Origin of the sequence: Thermomonospora sp. CIF 1, assembly GCF_001896795.1 — a bacterium.
Classification (GTDB): Bacteria; Actinomycetota; Actinomycetes; order Streptosporangiales; family Streptosporangiaceae; genus Thermomonospora; species Thermomonospora curvata.
Window position 1 is genome coordinate 1 of record NZ_MOYN02000015.1, and the last position, 19,273, is coordinate 19,273.

Consider the following 19,273-nt stretch of genomic DNA (forward strand, 5'->3'; position numbering starts at 1 on the left):
GACTCCACGCTGTAGGTCTGGAACTGCCCGTCCGGCGTGGTGTTCATCTTGTTGACCAGCACGCCGTCGACGTCCTTGGCCAGCAGCGGGTCCCAGTCGCGGCCCCAGATGACCTTGATGACGTTCCAGCCGGCGCCGCGGAAGAACGCCTCCAGCTCCTGGATGATCTTGCCGTTGCCGCGGACCGGGCCGTCGAGCTGCTGCAGGTTGCAGTTGATGACGAAGGTGAGGTTGTCCAGCTCCTCGCGCGCGGCCAGCCCGATGGCGCCCAGCGACTCCGGCTCGCCCATCTCGCCGTCGCCCAGGAACGCCCACACGTGCGAGCGCGAGGTGTCCTTGATCTTGCGGTTGTACAGGTAGCGGTTGAAACGGGCCTGGTAGATGGCGTTGATGGGAGCCAGCCCCATGGAGACGGTGGGGAACTCCCAAAAGTCGGGCATCAGCCGCGGGTGCGGGTAGGAGCTGAGCCCCCCGCCGGGATGGGAGATCTCCTGGCGGAACCCGTCCAGCTGCTGCTCGGTCAGCCGTCCCTCCAGGAAGGCGCGGGCGTAGATGCCCGGCGCGGCATGCCCCTGGATGAACACCTGGTCGCCGGATTCGCCGTGGTCCTTGCCACGGAAGAAGTGGTTGAAGCCGACCTCATACAGCGAGGCGGCCGAGGCGTAGGTGGCGATGTGCCCGCCGACGCTCAGTTCGGGCCGGTTGGCCCGGGAGACCATGACGGCCGCGTTCCAGCGGATGTAGGCGCGGATGCGGCGCTCAATGTGCTCATCACCGGGGAACCACGGCTCCCGCTCCGGCGGGATGGTGTTGATGTAGTCGGTGCTGCGCAGCCCTGGCACGCCCACCTGCTGCTCGCGGGCCCGCTCCAGCAGGCGGAGCATCAGGTAGCGCGCGCGAGTGCGGCCCTCGGTCTTGATGACCGTGTCGAGCGATTCCAGCCACTCCCGGGTCTCGTCAGGGTTGACGTCCGGGAGCTGGCTCGGCAGCCCGTCGCTGATGATCGAAAAGCGTTGGCGTCCGGAAGCCACGGGGTCCCCTCTGTGCTCACCGTTTCGGGTCGGGCGGCGTTCGACGGTCGTCGGTTGGTGCACCGCCCCAACCCCCATGGTCGTCTGTTATGACGGCTAACGCATCTCTACTGCCCGGTAACCATTTGCGCCGGTCAGCCCGGTGACGAACCCGCTCGGCGGGGAAGGCTTCCTGCAGGCGGCCCTGCGGCCGCGAGGAACGCATCAAGGCTCAGTGACCGATTGCGGGAAGGTGTGCGATGCAGGCATCAGTGGGCGACCGGCTGCACGTGCGCGGCAACGCCGTGGGGCAGCCGGACCGCAGCGGCGAGATCATCGAAGTGCGCGGCGGCGAGGGCGGCCCGCCTTATGTGGTGCGGTTCGACGACGGACACACCGGCCTGGTCTTCCCCGGCCCGGACGCCGTGGTCGAGTCGCCCCGCAAGGCCTCCCGCAAGACCGGGCGGGTGCCGCAGCGGAGCTGACCGCCGGCCGCCCGGCCCGGCCGAGCAGCCCCCGCCGGACGGCCGGCGGGCCGCCCGGCGGGGCGCGGGCCGGTGGGCTCTCCCGGCTCGCCCGGCCGCCGAGAACCGGTCCCACCGGCGCTGAACGCGGCCCTGACCATAGTGGGACGGGATCTTTGCTCCGGCGCCGCCGTCCGGGTAGACAGATCTTCATGAAGAGCACGGTGATCCGGGTCGCCACCGGCGGGCGCGAGACGGTGCACGACATCACCGCCGAGTGCGCGGCGTTCGCCGCCGAGGCCGGCGGCGACGGGTTGCTGCACGTGTTCGTGCCGCACGCGACCGCGGGGGTGGCGCTGATCGAGCTGGGCGCCGGCAGCGACGCCGACCTGCTGGCGGCGCTGCGGGAGCTGCTGCCGGCCGACGACCGCTGGCGGCACCGGCACGGCTCGCCCGGCCACGGCCGCTCCCATGTGATGCCGGCGCTGATCCCGCCGTACGCCACGATTCCGGTGATCGACGGCCGGATGGCGTTGGGGACCTGGCAATCCGTGGCGATCGTGGACCTGAACGTGGACAACCCCGAACGGCAGGTCCGGCTGTCTTTCCTGGCGGGCTGAATCGGACCGGTTTGTTACGCTCGGTGTGGACCTTGCCACATGAAACGCTCCGATCAGGCAGACGAAGCCGCCAAAGCGCCCAAGGCACTTGCGTTGGGGCCGTCACTTGTGTGAACTGTCCCGCAACGCCACACCGAGTGGCCTATCGACATTGGGAGGACGTTCGTGAGCGCGACCGCGGGTCAGGCGCAGTCTGAGCGCAGCCTGGCCGAACGGCTCGGCTTCAAGCCAGGCCAGGTGGTGCAGGAGATCGGCTACGACGATGATTGCGACGAGGAGCTGCGTGCCTCCATCGAGGCGGTCATCGGCAGCGAGCTGGTCGACGAGGATTACGAGGACGCCGTCGACGTCGTGGTGCTGTGGTGGCGCGAGGACGACGGCGACCTGGTCGACGGGCTGGTCGACGCGCGCACCCCGCTGGCCGACGGCGGCCACATCTGGCTGCTGACGCCCAAGGCGGGCCGGGCCGGTCACGTGGAGCCCAGCGACATCGGGGAGGCCGCCCCGACCGCGGGTCTGGCGCAGACCAGCAGCATGAGCGCGGCCCGGGACTGGTCGGGCACCCGGCTGGTGGCTCCCAAGGTCCGCAAGTAGACCCGGGCGCGCACGACGGCCGGGGGTGTGCGCCGCACCGCGCCGCCTCGGTGGCAGACTGGACGGGCCGGCCCGTCCCCGGGCCGGTGGCGGGCCGGCCCGTGACGGCCGGCGCGCCCGTCCTTCCCCCGGCCGCGGGGAGCCGGCGGGCGGGTCCCGTCCGGCGGGGTCGATCGGCAGGAGCGCCATGGCGGTAGAAGTGGGCGATGTCGCCCCGGACTTCGAGCTGACGGACCAGCACGGCACGCCGGTGCGGCTGTCGGAGCATCGCGGCCGCCACAACGTCGTCGTGGTGTTCTTCCCGCTGGCCTTCAGCGGGGTGTGCACCGGCGAGCTGGGCGCCATCCGCGATGAGCTGGAGTCCCTGGGGCGGGACACGCGGGTGCTGGCGGTGTCGGTGGACTCCAAGTTCGCCCTGCGGGCATGGGCCGACAAGGAGGGGTACACCTTCCCGCTGCTGTCGGATTTCTGGCCGCACGGCGAGGTGGCCCGGACGTACGGCGTCTTCGACGCCGAGCTCGGGGTGGCCCTGCGCGGCACCTTCATCATCGACCGCGAGGGCGTGGTGCGCTGGAAGGTCGTGCACCCGTTGCCCGAGGCGCGCGACATCGACGAGTACCGCAAGGCGCTCGCCGCGCTGTGATCATGGGTGGCCGGGGCGCGCCCCGGCCGAGGCTGTGGGAGGCGTGATGCCCTGCTTCCGTTGCGGGGCCCGGCAAAGCGACCCCGTCCGCGGCGCCAGCCCGTGGAAACGCGGGGTGCGGGCGGACCGGCAGGTGCTGATCTGTCCCGGTTGCCAAAGCTCCCCGAACTGGACCGCGGAGCTGGACCGGTGCGCCGAGTGCGGCTCGACCGCGCTGATCTGCCGGCTGGGCGAAGTGGAGTGCCGCTCCTGCGGGTATGTGCGCGAGGCCAGGCCGCAAGAGCGCCCCGGCGATCTGGTGACCTCCGGGGCTCCCGGCCTGTCGGAGGAGGTCGCCGCCGCGCTCAGCCGCGTCCTCAAACGCGGCCCGATCGGCTGACTTCCGGCCCGGCGGGGCGGCGTCCGGCCGGTTCGAAGACGGTCGGTGGGATAGGTCGCCGCGAAGAGAATCCAGCGCGGATTTCCCCGCTGCACAGCGGGGACTCCGAGGGCTTGTGAAAGCATTCTTTCCTCGTCATGGCCTTCGTTCCCTCCGAAGAGGGGCGAGCGTGCTCTCTTGGTGTGGAACGGCGGCGGTCGAGGCGGGGAAATCGGCAACGGCTCCGCCCGCGTTTGGCGAACGCCGTGGTCTTCAGCGGCCGACGAAAGGTCTTTTCGGTCGGGACGGTCTTTCAGAATTCGTAGGCGCCGGTGAATCCTCCGGCCCGATATTCGGCGGAATGCGGTCGGAGTCGAGGAGATCGTGCAGCGCCGCCGGGTCGCGCGTACCCGAGCCGGCGGAAAACCCGCTGCGAGGGCGCCGGAAAGGGTTCAGGAGGGCGCCGACGACGGTCCAGCGAAATCGTCGGCGCCCTCCCGGGGCCGCGGCCGCGCGGCCGGAGCACACCGCTCCGGGCCTCCCCGCGTCGGCCACGGCGGCAGGCCGCCCAGAGGGGCGTCATCCCAGGGGGATTAGGCGGCCTGACGTCGGTTGGCCTCCAGCAGGTGGTACAGCAGCAGCAACTGGGTGATGGCCAGCGGACCGCTGTCGGTGCCGTCGGAGAGCTTGCCGAGGGCCTCGGGGATCTCGGTCCCGGTGCCCAGGCGTTCCCAGATCGCCTTCTTGACCACCTGACATTCTTCCGAAGAGACGTAACCGTGGATGTGCAGGGCGTCCACGGGACGGCCGTCGGTATCGCGGTGCAGCTTCAGGTGCATCGCCCGGTGCTCGGCGTCGTCGAGCACCCCGCGCAGCTCGGGATGGTCGATGGTGGGCCGCAGCAGCAGCTCGGCCGACAGCGGCGTGCCCGGCGGGTCGGTGCGGCCGGCGACCGGGGCGAAGCGCACCACGATGTCGGCCCAGCGGCGCTGCGGGCGGATGAAGGCGGCGCTCTCCGGCTCGCGGCGCTCCAGCTCGGCGCGCACCTGGTCGGGGGTGTAGCCGCGCTTGGCGCAGTCCCGCTCGATCTTCCACCGGTGGCGCAGCGTCTCCGGAGGGTCCAGGTAGACGGTGATGTCGAAGCAGGCGCGCGCCAGACGGGTGTGCAGCGGCAGCAGCCCCTCCACGATCACGAAGTCCCGCGGCTCGACCAGCTCCGGACGCACCAGCTGCCCGGTGGAGTGGTCATAGACCGGCTTGAGGATCGGCTCGCCCATCGACAGCAGCTGCAGGTGCTGCTCCATGATCTCGATGTAGTTGCAGTCCGGATGCAGCGCCGTGAACGGCTTGTCCCGGCGTTCGACGCGGTCGTAGCGGTGGTAGTCGTCCACGCACACCGCGGTCATCCGGTCGGCCCCCAGGCACTCGACGAGCCCCCTGGTCAGCGTCGTCTTGCCCGCCGCGCTGTCCCCGGCGATGGCGAGCATGACGGGGCGGCGCCGGCCGCGCGCCCTGAGCATGTGGACGATCCGATGGGGCACCTGAAGTCCTCCGTCCGAGCCGTTTGCCTGCCGGGGCATGACGGTAGGGCGTCCGTTTTCTGGCGGTCCTCACCCATCTAGGGGAATCGGGGGGTGAAACCGTGGGGGGTGCGGTGGGGGAGGCGGGCGTTCGAATGCGGTCTCCCCGTAACGGGGCGGGGGCCTACTGACCGGTAATTCATAATTGTTATGTTGCTCGAATGGTCCCCCCTGTGCGAGTAGTCCTTGTCGACGACCACGAGATGATCCTCGCCGGTCTGCAGGCGATGCTGGCCGGGTTCTCCGGGCGGGTGCGCGTCATCGGCCAGGCGAGCACCTCGCGGGAGGCCGTCCGACTGGTCACCGCGCTGCAGCCGGACGTGGTGCTGCTGGATGTGCGGCTCGGCGCGGAAAGCGGCCTGGATCTGTGCCGCGACCTGACCGGCCGCTCACCGGACACCCGCGTGGTGTTCTTGTCGGTCTACGACGATGAGCAGTACGTCTTCGAGGCGCTGCGGGCGGGCGCCCGCGGCTACCTGCTCAAACGGGTCGACGGGCTGGAACTGGTCCGGCGGCTGGAGGAGGTCGCCCAGGGCGAGACCGTGGTCGACCCCACGCTGGCGGGCCGGATGGCCGCCAGCGCGGCCCGGCTCAACCGCGGCGAGTTCTGGCCCGGCGCCCACCGCGGTCTCACCCAGCGCGAGAGCGAGGTGCTGTCGCTGCTGGTGGCCGGGCTGTCCAACAAGGCGATGGCGGCCCGGTTGGTGGTCAGCGAGGAGACGATCAAAAGCCACCTGCGGGCGCTGTACCGCAAGCTGGAGGTCACCGACCGCTCGGGAGCCATCGCCGTGGCACTGCGGGAAGGGCTGTTCCGATGAGCGCGCCCGGCCCGAAGGCGCCTGAGACGCCGCCTGCCCGGCGGCCGGGCGGCACCCGCCTGCGTGCGGTGCCCGCCGTACCCGTGCACCGGCGGGGCGGCGGCGCGGCCGGACGGCCCTCGGCGGGCGCCCGGTGGAGGGGGCCGCGGTGACGCCGCTGGAGCTGCTGGCCGGGCGCGGCAGCGACCTGCTGGTGCGGATCGTCACCGTGGCCTGCTCCGGCCGGGTGCTGCCGGACATGGCCGTCGAGCTGGCCGGGCTGGTGGTGCGCTCAGCGGCCGACCTGCCTTTTTGCGACGTGTACGTGCTGGACGAGGAGGAGCGGGCGCTGGAGTGCCCCGGGCGCGAGCCCGTCCCGCTCGGGGAGGGCGACGTCGGCTGGGTCGCCGCGCACGGCAGGCCGCGCCGGCACGCCGACGGGCGGGGCGCGGCGCTGCCGGTGCTGGCCGACCGGCGCGCCACCATCGCGGTGATCGACGTCCGCTCGGCCGGGCCCTGCCGGCAGGAGGACCTGGACCTGGTCACCGCGCTGGCCGCATTGTTCGCCCCGGTGCTGCACTCCTGCCGCCGGCTGCGCAACGCCCAAGAGCGCGAGCACTCGGCCGAGCGGTTCGCCGAACGGGCCGTGGAGGTGCAGGAGGCCGAACGGGCCCGCCTGGTGCGCGACATCCACGACGGCATCGCCCAGCGCCTGGCCAGCTTGGGCTTCCACCTGTCGGCCTGCGAGCAGGCGCTGGCCCAGGGCGCGACCGCCGAGGCGCAGGCCCAGCTGGGGCTGGCGCGGGAGCTGTGCGACCTGGCGGCGGCCGAGACCCGGGCGGCCATCGGCGGGCTGCGCCCCCCGGTGCTGGACGACCTGGGGCTGACGGCGGCGCTGGCCACGCTGGCCCGCGAGGCCGGCTCCCGGCAGCCGTCGCTGGACGTCACCGTCACCGTCTCCGGGGAGCTGGAGGACGCGCTGCCCGACCACATCCAAACGGCGCTGTACCGCATCGCCCAGGAGGCGGTGGGCAACTGCCTGCGGCACGCCAAGGCCTCGGTCGTCCACGTGCTGCTGGAACACGACGACGACCGGGTGCGGCTGCGGGTGTCCGACGACGGCGTCGGCTTTTCCATCCAGGACGTGTTCGCCGCCGGCCGCCGCCCCGACTCCTACGGCCTGCGGGGCATGTCCGAGCGCGCCGAGCTGCTGGGCGGGCGGGTGCACATCTCCAGCCGTCCGGGCGGCGGCACCACCGTGGAGGCCCTGGTGCCGCTACGCCGCGCTTGAGCGCACCACGCGGAAGGAGATCCCCGCCCTGGTCAGCCGGTCGATGAGGGCGTCGCCCATGGCCACGGCGGTGGTCACCTGCCCGCGCGTCGGCGGCAGGTCGTCGTGCGCCAGGCACAGCGCCGACTCCGCCAGCATCTTGGCGGTCTCCCCGTAGCCGGGGTCGCCGCCGGAGACCTCGGTGACGACCTCCCGCCCCGCGTGCGCCCCGCCGGTGACCCGTCCGGCGAAGGTGACGCGGAACCAGTGCCGGGCCATCTGCTCGGCCGTGGGGCCCTCCCCGGAGCCGCGCAGCCGCAGCAGCAGCGACCGGGTGGGCGGCAGCTGGGCCAGCGCGGTGGCCGCGCCCACGCCCGCGGTGAGCGCGGCCGCCGTGGCCGCCCGCCGCACCGCCAGGTAGTGGCCGTAGCTGAAGTCGGGGCCGTAGCGGTCCAGCGCGGCGGCCGAGCGGGCCACGATCTGCGGGTCGATCGTCGGCAGCGGCAGCGCCCAGCCCTTGATGGGGGTGTGCGGGACGGGACGGCGGGAGATGCGGATCCGCCGTCCCGCCGGGCGCGGCTCGACGCGGCGGCGGGCCTGCTCGGCGCGCATCATGCCGGGCAGGTCGGCCAGCACCTCCACGAACGAGTGCAGCGTGCCGCCGGAGAAGTCGGCCTCGAGCCGCAGGAACCCCTCCACCTGCAGCGGCGCGCCCTCGGGAAGCTGCTTGACGGTGTAGTAGACGCCCAGGTCGTGGGGGACGGAGTCGAACCCGCAGGCGTGCACGATCCGCGCCCCGCTGCGCACCGCCTCCTCGTGGTGGCGGACGTACATCAGGTCCACGAACGTCGGCTCGCCGGTGAGGTCCACATAGTCGGTGCCGGCCCGGGCGCAGGCGGCCACCAGCGGCTCGCCGTAGCGCAGGTAGGGGCCGACGGTGGTGATGACCACGCGGGCGGACTCGGCGACCTTGCGCAGCGAGGCGGGGTCGGCGGCGTCGGCGTGCAGCAGCGGCAGCTGGCCGCAGGCGGGGGAGATCGCCGCCAGGCGGTCGCGGACGGCCTCCAGCTTGGCCCGATTGCGCCCGGCCAGCGCCCACCGGGTGTGCGGCGGGGCGTGCTCGGCCAGGTACTCGGCGGTCAGCCCGCCGGTGTACCCGGTGGCACCGAACAGGACGATGTCGTAGGCGCGGTCATCGGCCATGGGTCCTCCTGCAGACGTCTTGGGCGGCTTTCATCCGGCGGGGGGTGCGGCCCCGCCCGCGAGGACCCGGCCCTGCACCGCTGTGAGTCCTCGGCGCCGTCCCACCCCGGCGGCGGCGCCGCAGCGGGCTCGCCGCGCCGAATCCGGTTCTTTCGTTCCCGGTGGAGTCCCTGAGACGGCGATCCACGAAAGCTATTGATAACACATCCAATACCGTCGGCGGAGTCCGGCCCGTGCCCGCCGTCAGGCGGTGCGCGCAGCGGGCCGTCCCGGCGCCGGGCTCCAGGCCGGGTCCTCCAGCAGGTGCTCGATGAACAGCCGGGTGGTGGCGGTGGGCGTCGCCCCGCAGACCGCGTGCCAGGGCCGGTGCAGCGGAGTGCCGGGGGCGTCGATCACCACCAGCCGTCCGGCCTTCAGCTCGGCGCCGACCGCATCGCGCGACACCAGCGCCGCGCCCAGCCCGGCCGCCGCCCCGGCGATCACCGCGCCGTTGGAGCCCAGCACCAGCTGCGGCGGGTCGGCCTCCCGCTCGGCCAGGTAGGCCTCGGCGGTGGCGCGGGTGCCCGAGCCCGGCTCCCGCATCACCCACGGGGTGGTGTGCAGGTCGAAGGGCACCCCCGGCGCGGTCACCACCACCAGCTCGTTGGGGCGGGTGGCCAGCACGGTGGCGGGGACGCCGGCCGGCGGCCGCCCGCCCAGCACCAGGTCGGCCTCGTGGTCGGCCAGGCGCTGCCACACCACCCGGCTGGGCCCCACCTCCAAGGTCAGCTCCACCTGCGGCCAGCGCTTGCGGAAGCCCGCCAGCAGGCGCGGCAGGATCTGGTCGGCGGCGGTGGTCACGGCCGCCAGCCGCAGCGAGCCGCGGCCGGGGTCGGCCTCGCCGCGCGCCGCCGCCCGGCCCTGCTCCAGCAGCCCCAGCACCTTGCGGGCATACGAGGCGTACACCTCGCCGGCCGGGGTGAGCCGCACCCCCCGGCCCTGCCGCTCGACCACCGCCACCCCCAGGTCCCGGGCCAGCGCGGAGACCGCCGCCGAGACCGCCGACTCGGTCACGTACAGGCGTTCGGCGGCGGCGCGCACCGAGCCGGTGTCGGCCAGCGCCACGAAGGTCCGCAGACGTGACTCGGTCATCCCGTCCTTTCAATAGTTGAGCGTTCACTTAATAGTGATCGCAGAACACTTGATGGACAGGCAAACTATCATTGCCGCACTCTTGGTGCCGTCCGCATTCGGTACGGCACGGGAGCACGTGATGTCAGGCAACGCAGGTACGGGCGGCCGCTGGTCGGCGGGGGTGATCCCGTACGCGGAAATGGGCTATTGGCGACCGGACTACCAGCCCAAGGACAGCGACATCCTGGCGGCGTTCCGGATCACGCCCCAGCCGGGGGTGCCGCCGGAGGAGGCCGGCGCCGCCGTGGCGGGGGAGTCCTCCACCGCCACCTGGACCGTGGTGTGGACCGACCGGCTCACCAGCTACGAGAACTACCAGGCCAAGTGCTACCGGGTCGAACCGGTGCCGGGCCAGGAAGGGCAGTTCATCGCCTACATCGCCTACGACCTGGACCTTTTTGAAGAAGGCTCGATCGCCAACCTCACCTCCTCCATCATCGGCAACGTCTTCGGCTTCAAGGCCCTCAAGGCGCTGCGGCTGGAGGACATGCGCATCCCCCCGCACTACGTCAAGACCTTCCAGGGCCCGCCGCACGGCATCGTCATGGAGCGCGAGTACCTGGGCAAATACGGCCGTCCCCTGCTGGGCGCCACCGTCAAGCCCAAGCTGGGCCTGTCGGCCCGCAACTACGGCCGGGTGGTCTATGAGGCGCTGCGCGGCGGGCTGGACTTCACCAAGGACGACGAGAACATCAACTCCCAGCCCTTCATGCGCTGGCGCGACCGCTTCCTGTTCTGCATGGAGGCGGTCAACAAGGCCCAGGCCGCCACCGGCGAGATCAAGGGCCACTACCTCAACGTCACCGCCGCCACCATGGAGGACATGTACGAGCGCGCCGAGTTCGCCAAGGAGCTCGGCAGCGTCATCGTCATGATCGACCTGACCATCGGCTACACCGCCATCCAGTCGATGGCCAAGTGGGCGCGCCGCAACGGCGTGCTGCTGCACCTGCACCGCGCCGGGCACTCCACCTACACCCGGCAAAAGACCCACGGGGTCAGCTTCCGCGTCATCGCCAAGTGGATGCGCCTGGCCGGCGTCGACCACATCCACGCCGGCACCGTGGTCGGCAAGCTGGAGGGCGACCCCAACTCCGTGGCCGGCTACTACGACACCCTGCGGCTGGGCAAGGTCCCCGCCGACCCGGTCAAGGGCCTGTACTTCGACCAGGACTGGGCCTCCCTGCCCGGCGTCATGCCGGTGGCCTCCGGCGGCATCCACGCCGGCCAGATGCACCAGCTGCTGCACTACCTGGGCGAGGACGTGATCTTGCAGTTCGGCGGCGGCACCATCGGCCACCCCATGGGCATCGCGGCCGGCGCCACCGCCAACCGGGTCGCCCTGGAGGCGATGATCAAGGCGCGCAACGAGGGCCGCGACTTCCTCAAGGAAGGCCCCGACATCCTGCGCGCCGCCGCCAAGCACAGCCGCGAGCTGGACGTCGCCCTGTCCACCTGGGGCGATGTCACCTTCACCTACGAATCCACCGACACCCCCGACGTCGTCGAGACCCCCGTGAGCGTCTGATGCGGATCACCCAAGGCACCTTCTCCTACCTGCCCGACCTGACCGACGAGGAGATCGCCGCGCAGATCTCCTACGCCCTGGAGCGGGGCTGGCCGTGCTCGGTGGAGTTCACCGACGACCCCCACCCGCGCAACTCCTACTGGGAGATGTGGGGCCTGCCGATGTTCGACCTCAAGGACCCGGCGGGGGTGCTCCAGGAGATCAACGAGTGCCGCAAGGCCTACCCCAACCACTACATCCGGCTCAACGCCTACGACGCCAGCTACGGGCGGCAGACCATCGCGCTGTCGTTCATCGTCCACCGCCCGCCGTCCGAGCCGGGCTTCCGCATCGACCGGCAGGAGACCAGCGACCGCCGCGTCCGGGTCTCGCTGCATCCCTACGCCACCGACCGTCCCGAAGGCGAGCGCTACGGCGACTCCTGAGGGAACGGCCGCGGTCTTCCGCCCGCCGCGCACCGGTTGCGGCGGGCGGAAGACCGTCCACGGGCACCGAGGAACGAGGGGGCATGACAGAGCGCATGGAGTTCGGGATGCGGCCACCGGCCGGCGGCCCCGCCGAGCCGCCGCAGCCCGCCGAGCCGGCCTTCGAGCCGCTGCCGCCGGATGCGCGCATCGACCTGGCCGAGGACGGCGCGCAGGTGAACGAGATCCTGGACGCCCTGGACAGCGATCTGGTGGGGCTGGCCCCGGTCAAGACCCGCATCCGGGAGATCGCCGCGCTGCTGCTGGTGGACCGGGCCCGCGCCCGCTTCGGCATCGACTCCGGACGGCCCAACCTGCACATGTGCTTCACCGGCGGCCCCGGCACCGGCAAGACCACCGTGGCGATGCGGATGGCCGAGCTGCTGCACCGCCTCGGCTACGTCCGCAAGGGCCACCTGGTGTCGGTCACCCGCGACGACCTGGTCGGCCAGTACGTCGGGCACACCGCGCCCAAGACCAAGGAGGTCCTCAAACGGGCGATGGGCGGGGTGCTGTTCATCGACGAGGCCTACTACCTGTACCGGGCCGAGAACGAGCGCGACTACGGGCAGGAGGCCATCGAGATCCTGCTGCAGGTGATGGAGAACCGGCGCGACGACCTGGTGGTGGTGCTGGCCGGTTACAAGGACCGCATGGACTCCTTCTTCTCCTCCAACCCCGGGATGAGCTCCCGCATCGCCCACCACATCCACTTCCCCGACTACACCGCCGAAGAACTGGAGGCCATCGGGCGCCTGATGCTGGAACGCCAGGGATACGCGCTGGCACCCGAGGCCGAACCGGTCTTCCGCGAATACCTGAGGCGGCGCCGGACCCAGCCGCGTTTCGCCAACGCCCGTTCGGTGCGCAACGCCATCGAACGGGCCCGGCTGCGGCACGCCGGCCGGCTGGTCGCCCGGGGCGGGCTGGTCGGGCGGCAGGAGCTGATGACGCTGCACCCCGACGACTTCCTGGCCAGCCGGGTCTTCGCCGAGCCCGCCGCCCAGGCGGGATAGCCGCAGCGGCTCACCGGCGCCGAGGGCGGGCGGTTTCCGGGAACCCCGGCGGCCGCCCGCCCCGGTGTCCGGCGACGCGGCGCATGCTCTTCCCCACGGCCGGCCGGGCCGCGGCTCTTGCGGCCGGCCCGGTGAGCCGCTCCCGCGGCGGCCCGCTGCGCGAGGCGCGCCGGATCGGCGGCTGCGTCTTGAGCAGTGGGCCGCCGCGGCGATGGCGGGTTTTCTGAACCTTGCGGCCCCCAGCGCGCGCCCGTCATGCCGCCTTGGGAGACAACGCCGCTTTCACCCTTCCGCGCCCTATGCGTCACCTGCGGAAACGGCGGACCGAAAAGGCATGGCGCACAAGGGCGGCGAGCCGCCTCGACCGCGGCGCGCCGCCTTTGAGCAAAGGTCGAAGTCGCGATGTCCTATGTTGGGGACCAGTGATAACGGACGAGTTGGGGAAGATGGTGCGCAACCCTGAGGACCTGTACGAGCTTTCCGGAGACCTGCCGGAAATGACCGGTCCCGTCATGCTGTACTGCCTGGACGGCTTCGTGGACGCCGGATCGGTCGGTCAGCTCGTGCGCGAGCACCTGCTGAACTCGCTGGAACACCGGGTGATCGCCCGGTTCGACGCCGACTCCCTGATCGACTACCGGGCCCGCCGCCCGCCGATGACCTTCGACCGCGACCGCTGGCTGGACTACCAGGCCCCCGAGCTGGTCGTTCACCTGCTCCGCGACGAGGCCGGCACCCCGTTTCTGTTCCTGACCGGCCCCGAGCCGGACCGGCAGTGGGAGGCCTTCGCCGCCGCCGTCCGCTCCCTGGTGGAACGCCTGGGCGTCAGGCTCTCGGTCACCTTCCACGGCATCCCGATGGGCGTCCCGCACACCCGCCCGGTGGGCCTGACCATGCACGCCACACGTCCGGAGCTGGTCAACCGCGTGTCCTTCTTCGACCGCGTCCAGGTTCCCGGCAGCGCCGCGGCCCTGCTGGAGTACCGCCTGGGGCAGGCCGGCCACGACGTCATCGGCTACGCCGTGCACGTCCCCCACTACCTGGCCCAGGCCGCCTACCCGACCGCCGCCGTGGCCGCACTGGACGCCGTCATCGGCTGCACCGGCCTGGTGCTGCCCTCGGACGCGCTGCGGGAGGCGTCCGTCCGCACCGAGACCGAGATCGCCGAACAGGTCGCCGGCAACGACGAGGTCGAAAAGGTCGTCCGCGCCCTGGAGCAGCAGTACGACGCCTTCACCGGCGCCACCGGGCGCCAGAGCCTGCTGGCCGAGGAAGCCGAGATGCCCACCGCCGAGGAGCTGGGCGCCCAGTTCGAGCGTTTCCTGGCCCAGCAGCGCCGCGCCGACGGCTCCGACACCTAGTGAACCTTGGGCAACACGCGGTCCAAGGCGCCGGGGAAGGGAGCCCCGATGGTCCCCGGTGCCGCGACTTGCAGGTCACGGCCTCGCCTCAGGCAGCGAGGCCCTGCAAGGCACCTGCGGAGACGGCGTGGTGAAAAAGGTTCGGCGGTGAGATTCCACGCTCGCGCACGCGCTTTTCCCAGCGGACGCCTCCGCCCGGGCACCGGTCACGGCGCCCGGGCGGAGGCGCGTTTCAGGCGCCCACGTAGGCCGCCAGGTGCTCGCCGGTGAGGGTGCTGCGGGCGGCGACCAGCTCGGCGGGGGTGCCCTGGAAGACGACCCGGCCGCCGTCGTGGCCGGCGCCGGGGCCCAGGTCGATGATCCAGTCGGCGTGGGCCATGACGGCCTGGTGATGCTCGATGACGATGACGGAGCGGCCGGTGTCCACCAGCTTGTCCAGCAGGCCCAGCAGGTACGCCACGTCGGCCGGGTGCAGGCCGGTGGTGGGCTCGTCCAGCACGTAGATGCCGCCGTCGGTGCCCATGTGGGTGGCCAGCTTCAGACGCTGCCGCTCCCCGCCCGACAGGGTGGTCAAAGGCTGCCCGAGGGTGAGGTAGCCCAGCCCGACGTCGATGAGCCGAGTGAGGATGGCGTGGGCGGCGGGGGTGCGGGCCGGCCCGCCGGCGAAGAACTCCGCGGCCTCGCTCGCCGACATCGCCAGCACCTGGCTGATGTCCCGGCCGCCCAGCTTGTAGTCCAGCACCGCGGGCTGAAAACGCTTGCCCTCGCACTCTTCGCAGGTGGTGGCCACGCCGGCCATCATCGCCAGGTCGGTGTAGATGACGCCGGCGCCGTTGCAGGCCGGGCAGGCGCCCTCGGAGTTGGCGCTGAACAGGGCGGGTTTGACGCCGTTGGCCTTGGCGAAGGCCTTGCGGATCGGGTCCAGCAGCCCGGTGTAGGTGGCCGGGTTGCTGCGCCGCGAGCCCTTGATGGGGGACTGGTCCACGACCACCACCCCGTCCCTGGAGGCCACCGAGCCGTGGATGAGGGAGCTTTTGCCCGAGCCGGCCACCCCGGTGACGGCCACCAGCACCCCCAGCGGGATGTCCACGTCCACGTTCTGGAGGTTGTGGGTGGAGGCGCCGCGGACCTCCAGGACCCCCTTCGGCTCCCGGACCTTGTCCTTGAGCGAGGCCCGGTCGTCCAGGTGGCGGCCGGTGAGGGTGCCGCTGGCCCGCAGTTCCGCCACGCTGCCTTCGAAGCAGACGGTGCCGCCGTCGTGGCCGGCGCCCGGGCCCAGGTCGACCACGTGGTCGGCGATGGCGATCGTCTCCGGCTTGTGCTCGATGACCAGCACCGTGTTGCCCTTGTCGCGCAGCTGCAGCAGCAGCTTGTTCATCCGCTGGATGTCATGGGGGTGCAACCCGATGGTGGGCTCGTCGAAGACGTAGGTGACATCGGTCAGCGGGGAGCCCAGGTGCCGGATCATCTTCACCCGCTGGGCCTCGCCCCCCGACAGCGTGCCGGAGGGACGGTCCAGCGACAGGTACCCCAGCCCGATCTCCACGAACGAGTCCAGGGTGTGGGTGAGCTTGGCCAGCAGCGGCGCCACCGACGGCTCGTCCAGCTCGCGCAGCCACCGGGCCAGGTCCCGCACCTCCATCGCGCAGGCGTCGGCGATGTTGATCCCCCTGATCTTGGAGGACCGGGCGGTCTCGTTCAGCCGGGTGCCGTCGCAGTCGGGGCAGGTGATGAAGGTGATGGCCCGGTCCACGAAGGCCCGGATGTGCGGCTGCATCGCCTCCCGGTCCTTCGACAGCATCGATTTGCGGATTTTGGGGATCAGGCCCTCGTAGGTGACGTTGATGCCGTCGATCTTGATCTTGGTCGGTTCCTTGTAGAGCAGATCGTGCAGTTCCCGGTCGGTGAACTTGCGGATCGGCTTGTCGGGGTCGAAGAAACCGCAGCCCAGGAAGATACGGCCGTACCAGCCCGACATGCTGTAGCCGGGGACCGTGATCGCGCCCTCGCGCAGGGATTTGCTGTCGTCATACAGCTGGGACAGGTCGAAGTCGTTGATCTGGCCCATCCCCTCGCAGCGCGGGCACATGCCGCCGGTGCGGGTGAAGGACACCTTCTCGGCCTTCTGCGCCTTGGCGCCGCGTTCGACGGTGATCGCGCCGGACGCCTGGACCGAGGCGACGTTGAACGAGAACGCCTGGGGCGGCCCGATGTGCGGCTCTCCCAGGCGGCTGAACAGGATGCGCAGCATCGCATGGGCGTCGGTGACGGTGCCGACCGTGGAGCGGGGATTGGCCCCCAGCCGCTCCTGGTCGATCACGATCGCCGTGGTCAGCCCCTCCAGCACGTCCACGTCCGGCCGGGACAGCGACGGCATGAAGCCCTGCACGAACGCGCTGTAGGTCTCGTTGATCAGCCGCTGCGACTCCGCCGCGATGGTGCCGAACACCAGCGAGCTCTTGCCCGACCCGGAGACTCCGGTGAAGACCGTCAGCCGGCGTTTGGGGATCTCCACGCTGATGTTCTTGAGGTTGTTCTCACGCGCGCCCTGCACGCGGATCAGGTCGTGGGTGTCGGCGATGTGCGCGTCCGTTCTCGTGGCCGGGCCCATTGCGTCTCCGTCCCTGGTGAGGATGGTTTTTATGGATTTCGTCCGCTTCTGTCTGAGCGACGTGGAGTAGTGTGCCTGGTCTCTGTTCGCCGGTGCGGTCGCAACAGGCGGTTTCCCAGCCGATCCGGACGGCCGATATAGGCCAAAAATGACGCGCATGAGTACGGCGCGCATCACGGACGAAAGGGCTGGGAGGGGCCTGCAGGGAGATGACGGTAACAGCCGGGGGTGACATTCCCACGCCGCGCGAAAGCCCGGCCGCTCACGGCCCGCCCTCCTCGGGCCGTGCCCGGCGGGCGACCCGAGGAGGGCGGGGAAGGGTGGGGCTGGCCGGATTCGAACCGACGACCTACGAGGTGTAAGCTCGCCGCGCTGCCAACTGCGCCACAGCCCCTCGGCTGCAAGAGACCATACAACCTCAACCGGCCATGGCAGTAAACGAGACCGAGGCGGCCCTGCTCTTCCCCGGGGTCGCCGGGGCCCGGGACGGTCCCAAGAGGGGTCTGCGCGGCCCGCCGCCGCTCACCGGCCGTCCCGCCGCGCCGCATCCGGCGGGGCCGCCGGGCCGGCCGGCCGGATCGCTTCGCGCGGTTCGAACACCGTGGACCGCACCGCCACCGGCGCGCCTTGGCGGGCGGTGACCCACTGCCCGGTCACCTCACGGATCCGCCGGCCCGGGAACTGCCGGCACAGCGCCGCCTCACAGCGGGACGCCGGCGCCTTGCCCACCGGTTCCATCTCCGTGTCCGGACGGGGGAGCGGCCGCGTTCCCGCGCTGGCGGGCCAGCGCCAGCAGCACCGCCACGGCCCCTGGTATGTCGTCGGCGGAGTGCCGCCGCAATGACGGCCGGAACACCAGCCGCTCCCCGTCCTCGTCCACTCGTACGTCCACCACGGAGCCGCCGGGCCCGGCCACCTCCAGGCGCGGGATCGCGTCCCGCAGGGCGGGCCGCACCTCGGGCCATGCGACGCGGACGGCCTCCCGGAGCAATGCCGACAGCACCCGCATCGCGCGTGCCTCGGCCTCGTGGGCGTCGCTCATCACATCGTCCGCAACCGGACGCGGAGGCGGGCCTGCGCAGGTGGCCGGCCGAGCGGGCCCGGGCCGTTCCCGCAGCTCATCAGGCCGCCGGTGAGCTTTGCGGCAGGCCGTGGCCGGCCGGGGAAACCGGACGGGCCACGGGTCCGGCCGCCTGGTTCGGCCTGTTTTGTCATTGAAAAGGGGTTCCTATTCGCCCGACTCCGTGCCATATTGACCAAGATCAGCTAAGAGGGCGGCTTCAGTCAATTACATGGTGATATCTCGCCGTGGGATATCCGACCTCCGGGGACGGCCGAAGACCGCCGGGTGAAGCGCCGGAGGGGCCATGCCGGGACGCGCCCAAGATCCACTGGTGGTCCCCGACGCCCTGTGGGAACACCCGGAGACCATCCGGGCGCTGCGGGAACGGGACATGGGCCGCCTGTTCCACCTGCTGCGCCAGTACGCCGGGGCCAGCCAGACCCAGATCGCCATCGCCTGCGGCATGACCCAGGGGCGGGTCAGCGAGACCATGAAGGCCGGCGGGCGCCGGATCCACACCCTGGAGGTGTTCGAACGCATCGCCGACGGGCTGGGCATGCCCGACTCCGCCCGGCTCGCCCTCGGGCTGGCCCCGCGGGCCCACGCTCCTGCCACCGAGCCGCCCGCGCCGCAGGACGCCCCCTCCGCCGCCGAACCCGCCTCCGGCCTTGTGGACTCGCTCGGCGTCTTCGCGGCCGCGCCCGGCGACCGGACGGCACCGGACGCGGCCCGCCCCTTCGTCCCCGGCGCCGACCCGGAGGCGGGGGAGCGGCTCGCCCATGCCGCCCGGCGGCCGGCCCGCCTCGACGCCCACGCCATCGCGGCCTTGTCCACCATGCTGGCCGGCCAGCGCCGCCTGGAGGACCGCATCGGCCCGGCGGCACTGGTCGCCCCGGCCACCGCACAGCTCCCCCTGCTCGCGCAGATGCTGCGGGAGGCCCCCTCGGCGCACCGCGCCGCCCTGGCCGAGGTGGTCTCCGAATGGGCCACTTTCGCCGGCTGGCTGCACCTGGCCACGGGACGGGACGAGACGGCCAAGCTCCTGTTCCGGCGCGCCGAGGAACTGGCCGACGAGGGCTCCGACGGCACCCTGGCCGCCACCGCCGTCAGCTTCCGCGGCTACCTGGAGCGCCTCCGCGGCCGGCCCCGCGCCGTGGTCCGCTGGACCGCCGCCGCCCTGGAGACTCCCGGCTCCCACCCCGCTCAGCGCGCCTACGACTGCATCCAGCTCGCCCAGGGCCACGCCGCGCTCGGCGACCTGGAGCAGATGCGCCGCCACCTCGACCGGGCCGCCGAGCTGGCGGCCCGCACCGCGGAGCCCCCGCCGTCGGTCTACTGGTACAACGAGCCGTTCTTCCACGTGCAGATCGGCCTGGCCCACCTGGAGGCCCGCCAGTACCGCCAGGCCGCCGACATGATCGCCACCGGCCTGGCCGGCATGTCCCCGGAGCAGCGGGCCGCCCAGTGGGTCGCCGAATACGACGAGGCTCTGACCGTCGCGCGGGATCGCGCGTGAAG

Annotated in this window: 19 protein-coding genes and 1 tRNA gene; 12 read left to right on the forward strand and 8 right to left on the reverse strand. The window is 71.9% G+C overall.

Translation table 11 applies throughout. The features are described 5' to 3' along the window. Positions 1-1,031, reverse strand: a 1,031-nt coding sequence (locus tag BUE48_RS08170) for a pyruvate dehydrogenase E1 component-related protein (protein ID WP_502694601.1), incomplete at its 3' end; no start/stop codon positions are given. Positions 1,032-1,270: 239 nt separating this feature from the next. On the opposite strand from BUE48_RS08170, the gene BUE48_RS08175 reads away from it, so the two are divergent. The 5 genes from BUE48_RS08175 (at position 1,271) to BUE48_RS08195 (ending at position 3,710) form a co-directional block, all read left to right on the forward strand. Further along, positions 1,271-1,495: a DUF1918 domain-containing protein gene (locus tag BUE48_RS08175; protein ID WP_012852005.1), complete on the forward strand. Its 225-nt coding sequence runs from the start codon at positions 1,271-1,273 to the stop codon at positions 1,493-1,495. A gap of 191 nt (positions 1,496-1,686) precedes the next feature. Continuing rightward, positions 1,687-2,094: a secondary thiamine-phosphate synthase enzyme YjbQ gene (locus BUE48_RS08180; RefSeq protein ID WP_012852006.1), complete on the forward strand. Its 408-nt coding sequence runs from the start codon at positions 1,687-1,689 to the stop codon at positions 2,092-2,094. A 165-nt stretch (positions 2,095-2,259) separates the two neighbouring features. Beyond that, positions 2,260-2,688, forward strand: a complete 429-nt coding sequence (locus tag BUE48_RS08185) for a DUF3052 domain-containing protein (protein ID WP_012852007.1) — start codon at positions 2,260-2,262, stop codon at positions 2,686-2,688. A gap of 187 nt (positions 2,689-2,875) precedes the next feature. Then, complete coding sequence (locus tag BUE48_RS08190; RefSeq protein ID WP_012852008.1) at positions 2,876-3,331, forward strand: peroxiredoxin; 456 nt, start codon at positions 2,876-2,878, stop codon at positions 3,329-3,331. Between the two features lie 46 nt (positions 3,332-3,377). Next, positions 3,378-3,710, forward strand: a complete 333-nt coding sequence (locus BUE48_RS08195; protein ID WP_012852009.1) for a hypothetical protein — start codon at positions 3,378-3,380, stop codon at positions 3,708-3,710. A gap of 572 nt (positions 3,711-4,282) precedes the next feature. Here BUE48_RS08195 and BUE48_RS08200 read toward each other — a convergent pair. Next, the gene (locus BUE48_RS08200; RefSeq protein WP_083789809.1) at positions 4,283-5,209 is read right to left on the reverse strand and encodes a phosphoribulokinase; all 927 of its coding nucleotides are present in this window, start codon (positions 5,207-5,209) and stop codon (positions 4,283-4,285) included. 233 nt (positions 5,210-5,442) lie between these two features. Between BUE48_RS08200 and BUE48_RS08205 the strand changes: the two genes are divergently transcribed. Beyond that, positions 5,443-6,087, forward strand: a complete 645-nt coding sequence (locus tag BUE48_RS08205; RefSeq protein ID WP_041439420.1) for a response regulator — start codon at positions 5,443-5,445, stop codon at positions 6,085-6,087. A gap of 148 nt (positions 6,088-6,235) precedes the next feature. Next, positions 6,236-7,357 (forward strand): GAF domain-containing sensor histidine kinase, encoded by a 1,122-nt coding sequence (locus BUE48_RS08210; protein WP_286989574.1) that lies wholly within the window; start codon positions 6,236-6,238, stop codon positions 7,355-7,357. Here the strand turns inward: BUE48_RS08210 and BUE48_RS08215 are convergent. After that, positions 7,343-8,539: a saccharopine dehydrogenase family protein gene (locus tag BUE48_RS08215; RefSeq protein ID WP_012852013.1), complete on the reverse strand. Its 1,197-nt coding sequence runs from the start codon at positions 8,537-8,539 to the stop codon at positions 7,343-7,345. The two genes, BUE48_RS08210 and BUE48_RS08215, sit on opposite strands and share 15 nt — an antisense overlap. Before the next feature lie 243 nt (positions 8,540-8,782). Next, positions 8,783-9,670: a LysR substrate-binding domain-containing protein gene (locus BUE48_RS08220; protein WP_012852014.1), complete on the reverse strand. Its 888-nt coding sequence runs from the start codon at positions 9,668-9,670 to the stop codon at positions 8,783-8,785. A 121-nt stretch (positions 9,671-9,791) separates the two neighbouring features. Here BUE48_RS08220 and BUE48_RS08225 point away from each other — a divergent pair, with 121 nt between their 5' ends. From BUE48_RS08225 to BUE48_RS08240, 4 genes are all read left to right on the forward strand, one after another. After that, on the forward strand, positions 9,792-11,240 hold the full coding sequence (locus tag BUE48_RS08225) for a form I ribulose bisphosphate carboxylase large subunit (protein ID WP_286989575.1): 1,449 nt from the start codon (positions 9,792-9,794) through the stop codon (positions 11,238-11,240). Further along, the gene (locus BUE48_RS08230; RefSeq protein WP_286989576.1) at positions 11,240-11,665 is read left to right on the forward strand and encodes a ribulose bisphosphate carboxylase small subunit; all 426 of its coding nucleotides are present in this window, start codon (positions 11,240-11,242) and stop codon (positions 11,663-11,665) included. The genes BUE48_RS08225 and BUE48_RS08230 overlap by 1 nt, the downstream gene beginning before the upstream one ends. Positions 11,666-11,748: 83 nt before the next feature. Next, positions 11,749-12,720 carry a CbbX protein gene (gene cbbX / locus BUE48_RS08235; protein WP_286989577.1) on the forward strand — a complete coding sequence of 324 codons (972 nt, stop codon included), beginning with the start codon at positions 11,749-11,751 and terminating at the stop codon, positions 12,718-12,720. Positions 12,721-13,169: 449 nt separating this feature from the next. Then, the gene (locus BUE48_RS08240) at positions 13,170-14,081 is read left to right on the forward strand and encodes a PAC2 family protein (protein WP_217265505.1); all 912 of its coding nucleotides are present in this window, start codon (positions 13,170-13,172) and stop codon (positions 14,079-14,081) included. 232 nt (positions 14,082-14,313) lie between these two features. Here BUE48_RS08240 and BUE48_RS08245 read toward each other — a convergent pair whose 3' ends face one another. From BUE48_RS08245 to BUE48_RS08260, 4 genes are all read right to left on the reverse strand, one after another. Further along, on the reverse strand, positions 14,314-16,692 hold the full coding sequence (locus tag BUE48_RS08245) for an ATP-binding cassette domain-containing protein (RefSeq protein ID WP_286989578.1): 2,379 nt from the start codon (positions 16,690-16,692) through the stop codon (positions 14,314-14,316). A gap of 321 nt (positions 16,693-17,013) precedes the next feature. Next, positions 17,014-17,086: transfer RNA gene (locus BUE48_RS08250), tRNA-Val, on the reverse strand. Positions 17,087-17,214: 128 nt separating this feature from the next. Continuing rightward, positions 17,215-17,421, reverse strand: coding sequence for a hypothetical protein (locus BUE48_RS08255; RefSeq protein ID WP_041439421.1), 207 nt, complete (start codon positions 17,419-17,421; stop codon positions 17,215-17,217). Then, on the reverse strand, positions 17,393-17,734 hold the full coding sequence (locus tag BUE48_RS08260) for a hypothetical protein (protein ID WP_012852021.1): 342 nt from the start codon (positions 17,732-17,734) through the stop codon (positions 17,393-17,395). Before BUE48_RS08260 ends, BUE48_RS08255 begins: the two co-directional genes overlap by 29 nt. Before the next feature lie 325 nt (positions 17,735-18,059). Between BUE48_RS08260 and BUE48_RS08265 the strand changes: the two genes are divergently transcribed. Beyond that, positions 18,060-19,271: an NsdA family TPR-like regulatory protein gene (locus tag BUE48_RS08265; RefSeq protein ID WP_012852022.1), complete on the forward strand. Its 1,212-nt coding sequence runs from the start codon at positions 18,060-18,062 to the stop codon at positions 19,269-19,271. The last annotated feature ends 2 nt before the right edge of the window (positions 19,272-19,273 follow it).